Annotated in this window: 14 protein-coding genes; 4 read left to right on the top strand and 10 right to left on the bottom strand. The window is 40.5% G+C overall.

Features of this window, described 5'->3' with window-relative positions; translation table 11 throughout:
- Nucleotides 1–41: 41 nt before the first annotated feature.
- Nucleotides 42–1,571: a TerC family protein gene (locus L2096_RS00405; RefSeq protein WP_104125149.1), complete on the top strand. Its 1,530-nt coding sequence runs from the start codon at nt 42–44 to the stop codon at nt 1,569–1,571.
- Between the two features lie 53 nt (nt 1,572–1,624).
- Here L2096_RS00405 and L2096_RS00400 read toward each other — a convergent pair whose 3' ends face one another.
- The 6 genes from L2096_RS00400 to L2096_RS00375 form a co-directional block, all read right to left on the bottom strand.
- Entirely contained in the window at nt 1,625–2,716 is a 1,092-nt protein-coding gene (locus tag L2096_RS00400) for a 3-deoxy-7-phosphoheptulonate synthase (RefSeq protein WP_004938664.1), read from the bottom strand.
- A 122-nt stretch (nt 2,717–2,838) separates the two neighbouring features.
- Nucleotides 2,839–3,714, bottom strand: coding sequence for a sulfite exporter TauE/SafE family protein (locus L2096_RS00395; RefSeq protein ID WP_039910083.1), 876 nt, complete (start codon nt 3,712–3,714; stop codon nt 2,839–2,841).
- Between the two features lie 104 nt (nt 3,715–3,818).
- The gene (locus L2096_RS00390; protein ID WP_004938660.1) at nt 3,819–4,103 is read right to left on the bottom strand and encodes a hypothetical protein; all 285 of its coding nucleotides are present in this window, start codon (nt 4,101–4,103) and stop codon (nt 3,819–3,821) included.
- Nucleotides 4,100–5,662: a PepSY-associated TM helix domain-containing protein gene (locus L2096_RS00385; RefSeq protein WP_250364680.1), complete on the bottom strand. Its 1,563-nt coding sequence runs from the start codon at nt 5,660–5,662 to the stop codon at nt 4,100–4,102. Before L2096_RS00385 ends, L2096_RS00390 begins: the two co-directional genes overlap by 4 nt.
- 3 nt (nt 5,663–5,665) lie before the next feature.
- The gene (locus tag L2096_RS00380; protein ID WP_119025796.1) at nt 5,666–5,959 is read right to left on the bottom strand and encodes a hypothetical protein; all 294 of its coding nucleotides are present in this window, start codon (nt 5,957–5,959) and stop codon (nt 5,666–5,668) included.
- Between the two features lie 62 nt (nt 5,960–6,021).
- Nucleotides 6,022–8,184 (bottom strand): TonB-dependent siderophore receptor, encoded by a 2,163-nt coding sequence (locus tag L2096_RS00375; RefSeq protein ID WP_250364679.1) that lies wholly within the window; start codon nt 8,182–8,184, stop codon nt 6,022–6,024.
- 232 nt (nt 8,185–8,416) lie between these two features.
- Here L2096_RS00375 and lpxB point away from each other — a divergent pair, with 232 nt between their 5' ends.
- Nucleotides 8,417–9,592, top strand: a complete 1,176-nt coding sequence (gene lpxB / locus L2096_RS00370; RefSeq protein ID WP_250364678.1) for a lipid-A-disaccharide synthase — start codon at nt 8,417–8,419, stop codon at nt 9,590–9,592.
- 30 nt (nt 9,593–9,622) lie between these two features.
- Here the strand turns inward: lpxB and L2096_RS00365 are convergent, their stop codons facing one another.
- Nucleotides 9,623–10,492, bottom strand: coding sequence for a DUF2797 domain-containing protein (locus L2096_RS00365; protein WP_004938639.1), 870 nt, complete (start codon nt 10,490–10,492; stop codon nt 9,623–9,625).
- Between the two features lie 33 nt (nt 10,493–10,525).
- Here L2096_RS00365 and L2096_RS00360 point away from each other — a divergent pair, with 33 nt between their 5' ends.
- Nucleotides 10,526–10,987 carry a DUF6231 family protein gene (locus L2096_RS00360; RefSeq protein WP_250364677.1) on the top strand — a complete coding sequence of 154 codons (462 nt, stop codon included), beginning with the start codon at nt 10,526–10,528 and terminating at the stop codon, nt 10,985–10,987.
- 103 nt (nt 10,988–11,090) lie between these two features.
- Nucleotides 11,091–11,717 (top strand): YidB family protein, encoded by a 627-nt coding sequence (locus L2096_RS00355; RefSeq protein WP_227264793.1) that lies wholly within the window; start codon nt 11,091–11,093, stop codon nt 11,715–11,717.
- A gap of 39 nt (nt 11,718–11,756) precedes the next feature.
- On the opposite strand, the gene L2096_RS00350 is transcribed toward L2096_RS00355, so the two are convergent.
- The 3 genes from L2096_RS00350 to L2096_RS00340 all read right to left on the bottom strand — a co-directional run bounded on the left by L2096_RS00350 (nt 11,757) and on the right by L2096_RS00340 (nt 13,804).
- Complete coding sequence (locus L2096_RS00350; RefSeq protein WP_004938633.1) at nt 11,757–12,848, bottom strand: porin; 1,092 nt, start codon at nt 12,846–12,848, stop codon at nt 11,757–11,759.
- A gap of 241 nt (nt 12,849–13,089) precedes the next feature.
- On the bottom strand, nt 13,090–13,503 hold the full coding sequence (locus L2096_RS00345; protein WP_025094803.1) for an HIT family protein: 414 nt from the start codon (nt 13,501–13,503) through the stop codon (nt 13,090–13,092).
- A 31-nt stretch (nt 13,504–13,534) separates the two neighbouring features.
- Nucleotides 13,535–13,804, bottom strand: coding sequence for a YARHG domain-containing protein (locus L2096_RS00340; RefSeq protein ID WP_004938629.1), 270 nt, complete (start codon nt 13,802–13,804; stop codon nt 13,535–13,537).
- Between the last annotated feature and the right edge of the window lie 28 nt (nt 13,805–13,832).

Raw genomic sequence — 13,832 nt, 5'->3', positions numbered from 1 at the left:
TTGTGTTACTCATCCTTAAATAAGAAGATGGAGATCTAAAGATGGAGTTTCTTTTAGATCCAGGAATATGGGTGGGGCTGCTTACTTTAATTGTATTGGAAATTGTTTTAGGGATTGATAATCTCGTTTTTATTGCCATTTTGGCCGACAAATTACCTCCTGAACAACGTGATAAAGCACGCGTGATTGGCCTTTCATTGGCTTTGGTCATGCGCTTGGCATTATTGTCTGTCATTTCATGGCTTGTCACTTTAACCAAACCTTTGGTTTTTATCTTCGATTACAGTTTTTCCGGTCGCGACTTAATTCTGCTTTTTGGTGGATTATTTTTGGTGTACAAGGCTGTTACAGAACTGCATGAAAAAATGGAAGGCAAGCCTGAAATCAAAACAAATTCTTCAGTGGCCTATGCCAGTTTCTGGGCAGTGGTAACGCAGATTATTGTACTTGATGCAGTCTTCTCTTTAGATTCTGTCATTACCGCGATCGGTATGGTCGATAACATTTATGTCATGATGACAGCCGTTGTTGTTGCCGTCATTGTCATGCTCATCGCATCTAAACCATTGACTAACTTTGTTAACCGACATCCAACTGTGGTAATCTTGTGCTTAAGCTTCTTGTTACTGATCGGCATTAGCTTGATTGCAGAAGGTTTTGGTTTCCATATTCCAAAAGGGTATATCTATTCGGGTATTGGCGTTGCAATTTTGATTGAAGCCTTTAATCAGTTTTCGCAGCGTAATGTGGAAAAACATCAAGCCAAAATTCCATTGCGTCATCGGACTGCGAATGCAATTTTTAAACTGATGGGTGAAAAAGACGAAATCAGTACGCCAATTGATAAAAAAGATACGGATGGCCTTTTTGTGAGTGAAGAGCGTTATATGATTGGAGGTGTATTGACACTTGCAGAACGCTCGGTGGCCTCGATCATGACGCCTCGCACGCAAATTTCATGGATCAACATCGATGAGGATCATGACATTATCCGCGAACAAATTCTCTCAGTGCCACATAGTCTGTTTCCGGTATGTCGAGGAAGTCTGGATAAAGTCATTACAATTGCACGTGCTAAGGATTTGATTGATGCCTTAGATGATCCAGATGAACTTTCGAATGTACTCAAACGTCAGCGACCTATTTTCATTTTTGAAAAAATGAAAGTGATTGATGCAATTAATACACTCAGAACGTCAAAAGGTTCATTGGTCTTGGTCAGTGATGAATTTGGTGTGGTACAAGGTTTGATTTCACCGCTAGACGTTTTTGAAGCGATTGCGGGTGAGTTTCCAGATGCCGATGAACAACTGGATTTGATTAAAGTCGATGAGCGTACGTGGCATGCCAATGGTTTATTAGATCTTTACCAGCTTGAGCTAGAGTTAGGCATGATTGAGCTGATGCCAGATCATGCTGACTATATCAGTGTGGCAGGTTTGATCTTAGACAAGACCCAAACAGAAGTGCAGGTGGGTACCTCGATTGTGTACGAAACAATTTACTTCGAAGTGATTGAAATGGACGGCAATCGAATCAAATTAGTGAAAATTATATATCCAACTGATTAATTTGAAATGTAAAAAAAAGCTCTCATTCATGAGAGCTTTTTTTATATAAGGAATTAACGCGAAGGCAAAACGGTTTTGAGCGTTTCGTGCATTTCGAGTAACACTTGTTCAGTGGTGTCCCAATCGATACAGCCGTCTGTAACAGATTTGCCGTACTCTAAATCACACAGATTTTCAGGAATATCCTGACGTCCACCTTTTAAGTGACTTTCAACCATCAGGCCAACAATCGATTTGTTGCCTTCTAAAATCTGTTCGGTCACATTTTTTAGAACTAGAGGCTGTAAGTACGGGTCTTTGTTTGAGTTCGCATGGCTGGCATCGATCATGATTTTATTGCTAACCTTCGCTTTAGCCAAGGCGTTTTCTGCTTCAGCGACTGAGCCAGCATCATAGTTTGGTTTACCATTACCACCACGCAGTACCACATGTGCATACGGGTTTCCGCTGGTATGAATAACCGAAACCTGACCATTTTCATTGAGGCCCAAAAAGCTGTGGCCGTGTTTAACCGATTGCATCGCGTTGGTCGCAACCGTCAAACCGCCGTCGGTACCATTTTTAAAACCTACTGGCGATGAAAGACCTGACGACATTTCACGGTGGGTTTGGCTTTCAGTTGTCCGCGCGCCGATCGCTGACCATGAAATTAAATCTTGATAATACTGCGGTGAGTTTGGATCGAGAGCTTCAGTTGCGCAAGGTAAGCCTTTTTCATTCAACTCAAGTAAAAGTTTGCGTCCGATACGTAACCCTTTTTCAATGTTGAAAGAATCGTCCATATCTGGATCGTTAATCAAACCTTTCCAACCCACTGTGGTACGTGGTTTTTCAAAATAAACGCGCATGACGATGTAAAGCGTATCTTTTACTTTTTCGCTGAGAACTTTCAAACGATCTGCATATTCATGAGCAGCTTTTGGATCATGAATAGAACATGGGCCAATCACAACAAAGACACGTTTGTCCGAACCATCAAGAATATTACGAATGGTTTCACGACCATGTAATACGGTTTGATAGGCACTTTCTGTCAATGGCAACTCTGCTTTTAGCTCGGCAGGGGTTACAAGAGGTTGAATGCTTTTGATGTTAACATCATCGATATCTGGCTGTGAAACTGGATTGGACTGTAAAGTATTCATTGCTGTCACTGACTGGATCTTACTGGTTTTCTGTTTACTGAATATACCATGAAACGAGAATGATAAAGCTATAGTTGGCACGGATTAATCGTTTAAAAAAATCGATTAACCCGTTCTATCCTTTAAACTTTAGTGGTTTTTTCAGGTGTGTGCTGTTCTACAACAGCAGGTTTTTGTACTGGTTTTGCCTTCACTGGATTGATCATAAAATTGACACCTAAAGCAAACAAGGTGATACCCAAAATTTTACGAATCAGTTTTTCTGGCATTTTTGAGCTGATTAAAGTGCCAATAATGATGGCAGGAATAGACCCAACCAATAACCACATCAGGAGTACGAAATCGACATTACCTGCACTCATATGGCTTAAACCTGCGACCGAGGTGAGCAAGACGGCATGTACCACATCAGAACCAATAATACGAATCATGGGTAAGTTTGGAAACATGATAATCAAGGCCATGATTCCAAAGGCACCAGCACCTACCGAAGATAAGGTCACAAACACACCTAGCACGATACCCATGATCACTACATAAATGCGTTTATTGGTGGTGAGGTTTTCAGCATTGATTTGAGTGGTATCTGGCTTACGAAAGCGCATGAAAAACTTTTCAATGCGTGAGCGGAAAATAATAGAAATACCCGTAAGCGTGAGCATAAAGCCCAATACCATAGTTAAGACTGCTTTATAATGTGTAGATTGACTCAAATAATGCTCAAGTACCCAAGAGGTCGCAAAAGACGCGGGAATACTTCCCACCGCTAACCAAAGCACGATTGGCCATACAATATTGAGCTTTTTAGCATGGACCATTGATCCACAAAATTTTGAAATCGCGGCATAGAGTAAATCTGTACCAATCGCGATATGCGGTTCAATTCTAAACAAACTAATTAGAATAGGTGTCATCAGTGAGCCGCCACCAACACCTGTTATACCGACGCAAAACCCTACCAACACACCAGCCAAAATAAACTCAAAAGGACCAAACATTTCACTAATCAGCCAAATACACAAAACATGCATATCTTATGACTTTTTGAGATAAATGGTTGTGATGAAAAATGATTTGCTTATGCAAAAAAACGCTAAAGCAGTCATTTAGCTTTTGCTTTGAGATCGTTTACTGTGCAAATCAATAAAAAAACCAACGGCGTTGCAAAAATAAACCAGCTCACAATTCCAATGCTGTTACCGTAAATATAAGTAAGTGATCCGCACGCAGCAAGAAAACATAACCAAGCGATACATCTGGTGATGGATGCCGATCGGGTGAGTAGATGAAATCTTGATTTTTTGGTTTTTTCTATCTGTTTTGTACTCACAGCGTAAAGCAAGAACATACCGAGTAAGATCAATAAAAAGGCAATGAGATCAATCATGAGGCATTGACCTCAGTGTTTTTGGCAGAATGAATTTTTTTACTTAATTTCTTGTGTGCATGCGTTTGAATGGGATGAATATTTTTTAAAAGAAACAAAGCCAGTCCGGCAAATATAATCAGCAGCAGATCAATACGTAAAAAAATCCAATAGCTTGAGAGATGATGAACATAGTCGTGTTGAAGAAGATACATCAAATTAAAACATGCGAGAGAGATCGAACAAAAAATAAAAACGCTCAGTTGTGATTTCCACAGTAATTGTCTTGGCGTAACAAGCGCCAGCAAAAAACTACTGAGCCAGACAGTAAAGAAACTGATAATTTCATAGTTTGCTGTAGAAGCCTGTACATCGATTAAACGGTTTGCAAATAAATAACTCAGCATAGCAATCGGTAAGCCCACAAATGACGCCACATTGAGCCGATCTACCAAATAATGCCCGAAATGAAAACGCTGCTGTTTATTTTGTAATTGACGTTTTAAGCTCCATAGTAATAATCCTGAGGCAATCATAAAACACCCCAAAATACCCGAGAAAAAGAAGGCAAGGCGAAGCAGCGGTTGTGCAAAAGTTGCCATGTGCAAGCCATATACGCCAAAACTCAATGTTGCAATAGCACTGTCATTTCGGGTGTTGGCTATCACTTCACCAGTTTGAGCATTTAAGGTCAGTGTTGGACGATTTTGGGTAATTGTTTCATCTTTGCTTTGCGTGAACGTAATTTGACTGTGTGTAGTGTTCGGGTTTTGCGCGCTTACAGAATCGAATGTTGTATCGCCCCATTCTTTATGTACTGTAGCAAGCAGTGTGTTGATTGGTAAATCTTGGCGTGTACTCGGTACAACAGTTTGCTCGGTAGCTTTAGCACGAATTTCTTTAAAATACTGAAAGGGGTCGTCAGGATAGAGTTTTTGCATCCCCCAAGGCAGGTAAATATAAAAGAAAATGGCCAGTCCGGTAAATGTAATGGTCAGAAAAAAAGGTAAAGCCAGTACAGAAGATACATTGTGAAAATCAAGCCAAGAGCGCTGCGATTTAAATGTTCTTAAAGTAAAAAAGTCGGTGAAGATTTTTTTATGCGTGATAATGCCCGAAACCAAAGCAATTAACATGATAAAGGCAGCAATACACACAATGATGCGGCCAACCAGATAGGGTACGCCAAAAAGCTGGAAGTGAAACTCATAAAAGAAATCACCGCCTTTGGTCGCAGATAATTGCAGCTCTTGACCTGTGACTGGATTTAAAGTTTTGCGTTCAAATCCACCATCTGCTTTTTGCCAATACACATTATTCACAGGTGATTTTTCAGATGCTACACCGATATACCATGATTTAGCATCATGAGCATGCACATCTAGATATTGATAGGATGTTTTGAGGGCTGTTTCTTGAGCGACATTGTACTGAGCTAATTCGGGTTGCATCCACATGGTGATTTCGTGACGGTAATACGACATCGAACCCATCAAAAAGATCGCAAAGAGTAGCCAGCCCAGTAAAAGACCTGTCCAAGAATGTAACCATGCCATGGATTGACGAATATTTTTTTGCATGGCTCAGGCTACTCCTACAATGAGCAGGTAGAAAAATAAGCAAACTAAGCCACTGAATAGACTTAATTTGACAAGTGAATGAATACAAAAAGAGAAGATCACAAAAAATACATAAAATAATATTGAAAGAAAGCCTGCGAGATAAATCGACTCTGCTTTGGGTTGTACTAAATTTAAAATAGAGCTGAGGGCAACTGAAAGCAGTGCTGTCGCAACAAAACCCACTATAAAAGCAAGGATAAATCGATAGATTACAGCCATGGTATATGTGTAATCGAGACGTGCAGTTTTTTTCATGGTAACCAGTTTCCCAAAACAACCATTGGCTATGCAGCATGCTGCTTCATAGCCATAAAGTCTTAGTATTTAAACTTTACACTGACGGTATAATTTGCAGGCTCGCCATAATAGGCCTGACCGTCTGGAAAGCTGTTTAAATATTTTTTGTTGGTCACATTCTTACCATTGGCTTGTATGCTCAGATGTTCATTCACATCGTAACTTGCCATCAGGTCGATCAATGTATAGGCATCTTGTTTAATCAGGTACGAGGTGCCTAAACCTACATCGGATTGTTTTGTGGCATCTTGCCAACGCAAACCTGCACCGAGCTTAAGTTTTGGCAATGCAGGCACTGTATAGGTCGCCAAAAGGTTGATGGTTTGATTTGGATTATAGGTACGTGCTTGTCCACCATTGACTTTATCTTTCAGGCTAACTTGTGTGTAGCCAAATGCTATATTGGTATGATCAGTGATTTGGCCTGCTAGGGTGACTTCAACACCTTGAGATTCCAGATCACTTGTTAGCGTTTTCCTATTCAGTGGATTTCCGTCTGAAGATTTCAGTGGATAATTATTCTGCTCGGTTTTAAATACGGCTAAACTTCCAACCAATGCATTATCTAACCATGTACTTTTCACGCCCAACTCGTAACTTTTACCATCGATTGGCTTAAGTGCTTGATTGGTCGCCTGATCAATTCCTGTTTGCGGTCTGAAAATTGAAGTATAGCTGGCATAGCCCATGTATTCAGGCGTAAAGCTATAAGTAATGCCTGCGTATGGTGACACCTTATCGTCTTTAAACGACATATCTGAACCGTAACTTATTCCCTTACTCTCAGCCTTAATGTAATTACCACCTAAAATAAATTTGAGCTTTTCAGATAAATGCAGGCGCGTCGCTGCATAGATTGAATCGACGTTTTGCTCATAATTAGCAGATTCGGCAAAATCTGACCATGTGACCGATTGAGGCGTCCAACTGGCCCAATTGGTGGTAAGTTGTCTTAAATAACCTTGTGAGTAGTCATTATTCACATTGCTGTCATTAATAAAGCCAGTCGATTGCTGATCTTTTTGTTTGCTGTTGACATGACTATAGCCAACGCTAGCTTCGTGGTTTTTGCCCCAGAGCGTATATTCGCCACTAAAGTCAAAGTTATATTGATTACGACGATTTACTTCCTTATAACCTCCTGCATAAAGTGAGACATTTGAGCCATCAGCATTCGGATAGCCGTAGTAATACAGTAGTCGACTGTCTTTTTTATTTTTTTCATAATTATAGGTCAGCTTGGCAGTCCATGTATCGCCAAGTTTTTGTTTGAGTTCAGCAAATGCGTTTTGGATTTTACCGTCCCAGTATGCCCAATTTGGTGCAGGGTTATAACTACGGCTGTAACTGATTTGTTGACCTTGACCATCTAAGAGTGGCAAAGCTCCCCAATTATTGGCATTTGGTAAATGATTTTGCTCGCTATAACCCACTGTAAATGTGGTGCTGTCTGTCAAATCAGCATCTAAAATTCCTGCAAAACCATTCTTCTCCAGTGAATATTTATCGAGATAACTGTCACCGGTTTGCTCGTAACCCATGACTCGACCGCGGACACTTCCATCTGAAGTCAGTGATCCAGACATATCGGCTTCGTAACGCTGGGTATTCCAAGAGCCATAGCTTATGCCTGCACTCGCCTGAAAATCTTTAGTTGGACGCTTGCGAATATTATTGATGGTTGCACCAGGGTCTCCAAAAGCACTATTGAGTGCATCTGCACCTTTTACGACTTCCACACGGTCATAAAAATAGGTATCTGGGTTGGTATTGTTGTAATTGTAATTGGTTAATGGAAAGCCAACGCCATCGGTAAGGATATTTGAAATTTCATAGCCACGTGACATATATGTCGTTCGTTCGGTTTCCTGATTCAGTACAGTTACGCCAGGCGTATGAGCCAAAACATCTCGCGTCGAATTTAACTTAAAATCATCAATTTGCTGGCGTGTAACTACATTGATCGTTTGGGGTGTTTCCTGCGCATCGATGTTGAGTTTGGTGGCACTGCTGCTTTTTTTTATGATGTATGCTTTGGTCTGCTCAGAACTTTGCTCGGCATTTGATTCTGCTTGCAATTTGATGACTGGCAATGTGGCATCTTCAGCATAACTCAATTGCACTTGAGAAATTGCCAGCGCAACGACAGAAAGTTTAAACAGGTGGGAGCGTGGTGCGTTCATATCCATATTTACGAATGAAAATAATTATCATTAATTTTATTGTTTGTTTGTGTAACTCACAATCATTTATTTATCGTTAATTTGGATTGTAAAATAATGAATCAACGTTATTTTGAATTCATGATTTAATTTTTTGCTACCCTCAAGGCACTCATGAATAGAAAAATTATTTTCCAAATTTGAGTATGTTACTATCAAAGCGTGTTTGTGAATTCGTTAAAAGGTTCGTCATTTGTCTATCCAAAAATTAAAAATCGGAATTGTGGTTGGTGAGGTATCTGGCGATACGCTGGGCGTTGAGTTAATGCGCAGCTTTAAAGCACAAGGCATTGATGCAGAATTTGAAGGCATTGGTGGCCCACAAATGATCGCCGAAGGATTTAAAAGCTATTATCCGATGGAAACCTTATCGGTGATGGGTATCGTTGAAGTACTTAAAGACTTAAAAAAACTTTTTGCGGTCCGAGATGGCTTGGTACAAAAGTGGACAGAGAACCCGGTAGATGTATTTGTAGGCATCGATGCACCAGATTTTAATTTACGTCTTTCTAAAACATTAAAAGAAAATAATCTTCCGATTAAAACCGTTCAATATGTGAGTCCGTCTGTTTGGGCCTGGCGGCAAGGTCGGGTACATGGCATTAAAAAAACGATTGATTTGGTGCTGTGCCTATTTCCATTCGAGAAAAATTTTTATACGCAGCATCAGGTAAATGCTGCTTTTGTGGGACATCCTCTGGCCAAGCAGTTACCATTAAAAAATCCTTTAGTTGAAGCGAAACAGGCCTTAAATCTTGATCCTGAAAAAACTTATATTGCGCTTTTACCGGGAAGTCGTAAGGGCGAAGTCGAACGATTAATGCCGCTTTTAATGGGAGCAGCCGAGCGTCTTTCGAATCAACATCCTGAACTTGAATTTTTAATGCCCGCCATTAATGAGCAACGTAAAGCTCAGATCCAAGCCCATTTGCAAAGTAAGCCAAGTTCATGGGCGAAAAAAATCCATGTGCTCGAAAATCAGGACAAAGAATCTAAGATTGGTCGTCAGGTGATGAATGCCAGTGATGTTGTCGCCTTGGCATCAGGCACGGCAACCTTAGAGGCGATGTTATTACATCGTCCAATGGTCACTTTTTATAAGTTAAATACCATCACTTATATCATTGCCAAACTTCTGGTCAAAATTCAGTATTATTCTTTACCCAACATTATAGCCGGCAAGAAAGTCATCGAAGAACTGATTCAGTCTGATGCGACTCCCGAGCGTTTAGCCAATGAAATAGAGAGGCTCATGCATACGGAAACGGCTCAACTGCAAGCCTTGCAGCACTTGAGTATGCATAAACAACTTATTTCAGGTGATACAGAAAACCCTGTAGATGCAATTTTGAAATTGATTCAGACCTAAAAAAGGAGCGATTAGCTCCTTTAACTGAATTTAAGTACGGATAATCAGTTCATAACCTGAATACTTTCGAACATTGATCACGCCTTGTTCAAAAATCAGATATTGACCTTTGATCCCGTGTAAAACACCACGAATGGTAGGGGTTTTATCCAGATTCAATGATTTAATTTTTTCTGGATATTGCTCTACCGGATAAATAAATTCGCGTGGTTTTTCATTTTCAAGCAATTCAATCGTTTCATTAAATTCAAGGTTTTGTCCAAACTCATCCCGAATCGCCTGAATTTTAGGTGCAAATTCTTGCACAAGCTGATCGCGTTGCTCTATAAGGTCTAGCGGCTCTGCTTCACCTTTCAGTAGCTTACGCCAGTCAGTTTTATCTGCAACCTGAGAGCCAAATAAAGTTTCGATATGACCCGATAAACGACGCGAACCAACACGAAAAATAGGTAAGGCTTGTGTCGCACCTTGATCAAGCCATCGGGTTGGCATGTGGCTGATACGAGTGATTCCCACTTTTAATGCACTTGAATTCGCCAAGTAAACGATATGCGGCTGAAAGCACACATTGTGTGCAAACTCATTTTCACGGCAGGTACCCAAATGATAATGACAGGTTTCGGGCTTCATAATACATAGGTCACATTCTGCTTTGGTTTTAAAGCATTTAAAGCAGTGACCCTGTGCATATGATTTAGGTGTTTTAGCACCACATGAGGTGCAGTAAATATTACCTGTCCATTCAATTTCGACTTCTTGGCCTGGTACAAATGGAAGATCAACTTCTGAACGATTTAGAACAAATTTGTATTCAACATTTGCCTTGCTTGTGTGTGGATCAGTTACACTACAGTCTTTGGCAGCTGCGTGCATTTTATGGCAAATGCCTTGTAGTTCCATGAATTTAAACTCTCATCAAGAAAGGTTGCAGTTATGGCTGAACAGAATGTCATCACTTCTATGCTAGACGATTTATCAAGTGAACAGCCCATACATACTGCACTTTGTATAGGTCAGAATATTGACCAAAATAGCGCAATTCAGTGGCATTATTTTAGCGTAAATGCGTTTTTAAGTCTTCCTTTTACGCAGCGTTATGATTTGGGTTTTGTTGTTTTTGATACCACTGAAATGCAAAACATTTCAGAGACAGAAAAAGCGCAAGTACTGGTCCGTTTGCGTGATTTAATGGCTAAACGGATTGTGGTGGTCAGTAAAAGACAAGACGAGAAATTATTGCGCTCATTAGGATTTACCCAGTTAATTGATAAAACCATTCACGATGCAGATTTTGCGTTATGGCAATTTAACATTTTGACCTATAAACATGTACCAGATTGGTTTAACTCCAAATTTTGGGCCAACCCTGAAAACTGGGATAAATTTCGTTGGTAATACACCATTGTTAAGTAAAAAATACAAATTGTATTTTGAATCCACTCTCTGCTTTTTCTATGCTGTCTAAGACGATAGAAAAAATGATGGCAGGATTCAAACAATGACAGATTTAAAAAATATTGTTGAAACGCTCGCAAAGCAGGCGCTTGGCAATAATGCTCAATCTTCGCAAAATAGTGGATTGGGTGGGATTTTAGGTAGTGTACTTGGGCAACTCAGTGGCCAAACGCAGCAGCAACAAGCGAATCCGCAGCAAAATACCAATACCGGATTAGGCGGGATTTTAAGCTCAGTGCTCAATCAGTTTGGAAACAGCTCAAATACTTCGGCAACGGGAGCAGGCAAAAGTACAGCGCAAACGTTACTGATTGCAGTTGTACCACTTATTTTGGCATGGATTCAAAAGCAAGGTGGTTTGCAAGGCGCGCTCGATAAGCTTAAAAATGCAGGTCTGGGTACTCAGGTGCAAAGCTGGGTGGATCCTCAGCAAACCCATAACCACGATGTGGCTAAGGAGCAGGTTGAGCAGCTTTTTGATGATCAAGAGGTCGAGCAGGTGGCACAGCAAACTCAAGCACCTAAGCAGGATGTATATAGTGCTATTTCGTCAGTTTTGCCACAAATTATCAACTCGTTAACGCCTCAAGGCGATAAGACCAACTCACAAGAAGCCAATCAAGATATTCAAAATGTGCTTAATTTGGTTTCGGGTTTCTTAAAAAAATAAAAGGGCATTAGCCCTTTTATTTTATGTAAGCTGTAAGGCTTAGAAATTGTATTCCATACCTAAACCAATCACGGTACGCTTATCATCGCTAGCTAACCAATCACGTTTTTGTTGAGCCAATACGCCGTACAAGCGGGCTTGCTTATTGAGGTTGTAATCTACCCCAAGGCCATATTGTGAAATCTTGCGATCTGAACGCGTATCTACAGACGTATCTGAGGCAATATATTCAGCTTTGAGTTTCCATGGTGTTGATGGGAACGCATACGCTGCAGTAATACCATAAGCATCTTCTTCAAGGCCACGGTATGAGGTCACAACAGAGCTTGCAGTGGTCGATACAGTATCGTCAGTTGGTTTGGCATTTTGCCATAACGCACCTACCACAAAACCATCTAGCCCATAAGTTGCAAAATCAACTGAACCGGTCAGACGGATTGCATCTGAGTAAATGCCAGAAAGGTTGTAGGCATTGTATTTACCAGCCACACCAAAGTTACCTGCAATAGCAGCAGCCAAACCATAATTTTTGTTTTCGTAGCTGAGTGAGGTTGAAATACTGTCACCAAAGCCATTACGTTTGCCTTCTTGGCCCAAAGCAGTATTGTCACCAGTATTTTGTTCGCCTTGCTGCGCCATGATATTGAACTGCAAACCCGGAATGATCAGATTTTTATCAGTTTCAAAGCCAATCACGTTGTTTAGACGCTCTTCACCATGTAATACAGAGGTCATATCCAAAATGGTGTGATCGTTAAAGATGTCTTGGTTGTTACCCGCCGCAGTTTTAAAGTAAGAATCGTATTTACCTGCTTTAAGGCTACCGATATCCTTGAATTTTAAGCCCAAGTAACGGTTACGCGCATTCAAGTCACCGTCAGAGCCAGAACCATCAGTCGAAATTGCCCATTCTGCCAAATATAGTACAGAAAGTTTATCGGTTAATTTTTCTTCGCCTTTGATCCCGATACGTGAAGCATTTGAGTTAAGCGCTGTCACGTTGTTGCCTGCAAAGTCGAAATTGTCAGCCTGATCCAAAGTCACGTTCAACTTACCATATAGTGTAGGTGCAGCTTGAACAGTACTAAACCCCAACGTTGAAACAGCAGCAACAAGAAGCAATTTTTTCATTAAATATCTCCACGATTTTTTGTAACTGGCAGAAGATCCAATTCACTTTTATAAGTTTGCTTCTGTACAAAAAGTTACATAAGCTCACCAACTTGCTAAGCAGTATCTGCAAACTTTGTTACAAAGGGGTGAAGACTAAGTGACAATTTAATGACGAGTTATGGAAAACTTATTTTTATTCTCTATGCTTAAATTGACCAATAAAAAAAGGAGCCGAAGCTCCTTTTAATTTATATAACGACTAAAGTGCAGCTTTAATTTTTTCTGCAAACCCAGCAATTTTCTCTTGATCACCCATTTGGGCTGCATGGCGGCCGAGTTCATGAATAGAACTTGGAATTAGATGAAAGTGTACGTGTGGAACCGTTTGACCTGCCGCCGCACCAGATAATTGCATTAATACAATGCCTTTGGCATCGAGTGCTTTCTCGATTGCCTGCGCAACTTTTTGCACAATTTGAATGGTGTAGGCTGCTGCATCAGCTGGTAAATCCAGCAGAGTTTCAGCAGGAGTTTTTGGTATCACAAGTGTATGACCATCGGCCTGAGGCATGATATCCATAAATGCAAGCACGTGATCATCTTCATACACTTTTATAGCCGGAAGTTCACCACGTAAAATACGCGCAAAAATGTTTTGGTCATCGTAAGCCATGTTTATTCCTTATCAACATCAACAGCAGGGATTATTTACAGTTCAATTCTTTCTGACGATCTTTGATCTGGTCAAGTCGTTGCTGCTCTTTGTCTGAAAACTTTGGCTTGGTGGTAAAGCAGTTGTCATTACCATATTTGGCTTTCGCTTCCGGATCTTTAAAGCAGAAGCCTTTCGCTGCATAAATGAGGTTGTAATCATCTTGCAGTTTTTTACACTCTTGTTCAGGTGTTGCAGCGAACACTGAGGCACCACTTAAGGTAATGAGTCCAGTAAAAAATGCAACAGCAAGCTTATTCATGCGCTTTTCCTCTTGTATCGTCGACTTA

The sequence above is a fragment of the Acinetobacter sp. ACZLY 512 genome (assembly GCF_023614015.1).
In the GTDB taxonomy this organism is placed as follows: Bacteria; Pseudomonadota; Gammaproteobacteria; order Pseudomonadales; family Moraxellaceae; genus Acinetobacter; species Acinetobacter soli.
Note: the sequence above shows the minus strand (reverse complement) of the source record. Positions and strands in the feature narration are given on the sequence as shown.

Bases quoted from the DNA above. Each gene is read 5' to 3' on its own strand.
- L2096_RS00375 (WP_250364679.1), bottom strand. From the start codon at position 8,184: ATGAACGCACCACGCTCCCACCTGTTTAAACTTTCTGTCGTTGCGCTG.
- L2096_RS00395 (WP_039910083.1), bottom strand. From the start codon at position 3,714: ATGTTTGGTCCTTTTGAGTTTATTTTGGCTGGTGTGTTGGTAGGGTTT.
- L2096_RS00365 (WP_004938639.1), bottom strand. From the start codon at position 10,492: ATGGAACTACAAGGCATTTGCCATAAAATGCACGCAGCTGCCAAAGAC.
- L2096_RS00345 (WP_025094803.1), bottom strand. From the start codon at position 13,503: ATGGCTTACGATGACCAAAACATTTTTGCGCGTATTTTACGTGGTGAA.
- L2096_RS00390 (WP_004938660.1), bottom strand. From the start codon at position 4,103: ATGATTGATCTCATTGCCTTTTTATTGATCTTACTCGGTATGTTCTTG.
- L2096_RS00380 (WP_119025796.1), bottom strand. From the start codon at position 5,959: ATGAAAAAAACTGCACGTCTCGATTACACATATACCATGGCTGTAATC.
- L2096_RS00405 (WP_104125149.1), top strand. From the start codon at position 42: ATGGAGTTTCTTTTAGATCCAGGAATATGGGTGGGGCTGCTTACTTTA.
- L2096_RS00350 (WP_004938633.1), bottom strand. From the start codon at position 12,848: ATGAAAAAATTGCTTCTTGTTGCTGCTGTTTCAACGTTGGGGTTTAGT.
- L2096_RS00385 (WP_250364680.1), bottom strand. From the start codon at position 5,662: ATGCAAAAAAATATTCGTCAATCCATGGCATGGTTACATTCTTGGACA.
- L2096_RS00400 (WP_004938664.1), bottom strand. From the start codon at position 2,716: ATGAATACTTTACAGTCCAATCCAGTTTCACAGCCAGATATCGATGAT.
- L2096_RS00340 (WP_004938629.1), bottom strand. From the start codon at position 13,804: ATGAATAAGCTTGCTGTTGCATTTTTTACTGGACTCATTACCTTAAGT.
- L2096_RS00355 (WP_227264793.1), top strand. From the start codon at position 11,091: ATGACAGATTTAAAAAATATTGTTGAAACGCTCGCAAAGCAGGCGCTT.
- L2096_RS00360 (WP_250364677.1), top strand. From the start codon at position 10,526: ATGGCTGAACAGAATGTCATCACTTCTATGCTAGACGATTTATCAAGT.